This is a genomic window from Catenibacterium sp. GCM10023432 (assembly GCF_042651925.1).
GTDB classification, from domain to species: domain Bacteria; phylum Bacillota_I; class Bacilli_A; order Erysipelotrichales; family Coprobacillaceae; genus Catenibacterium; species Catenibacterium mitsuoka.
In genome coordinates this window covers 1-501 of sequence record NZ_JBHSEB010000116.1, presented here as the reverse complement: position 1 = coordinate 501, position 501 = coordinate 1, and the positions used below count along the sequence as shown (strand labels likewise).

Here is a 501-nt window from a genome sequence, read left to right as displayed (position 1 = left end):
AGTAGTGATATATTAAATTGGAGGTGCTCCCATGGCATATTTTCTAAAAAAAGCGAAGCTGAAAGGCCGCACTTATCTCTCTATTGTGGAGAGCTACTACTCCCATGAGAAGAGAGGCGCAGCTCATCGAACATACAAATCATTATCTTCTGTAGAGACTTGGAAGGCAAAGGGAATAGATGATCCTGTTGCACACTTTCAGAAGGAAGTTGATAAACTCAATGAAGAAGCCAGAGACAAAAAGGTTATCAAGATATCCGATAGAACACCTAAAATGAGTCTAGGCTACTTCCCTTTCGTATCCATAATGAATAAGCTTGGAATAAAGAAGTATGTAGACTACTTCAATCTATCCAACTCCTTTGAGTATGATATATATGAGCTGCTTTCTTCTCTCATCTATGCACGTCTTGTAGAGCCATGCAGCAAGAATAGAACGTTTCATGAAGTGCTCCCACTGCTCAGGGACAGTGTAAATTATTCATATGACCAGCTTCTAAG

The 501-nt window shown here is 39.7% G+C and carries 1 pseudogene; it reads left to right on the top strand.

Annotated features, from left to right (window positions below):
• Positions 1–31 precede the first annotated feature (31 nt).
• Positions 32–501, top strand: a pseudogene (locus tag ACFOZZ_RS13210) (transposase); the annotation flags it as partial.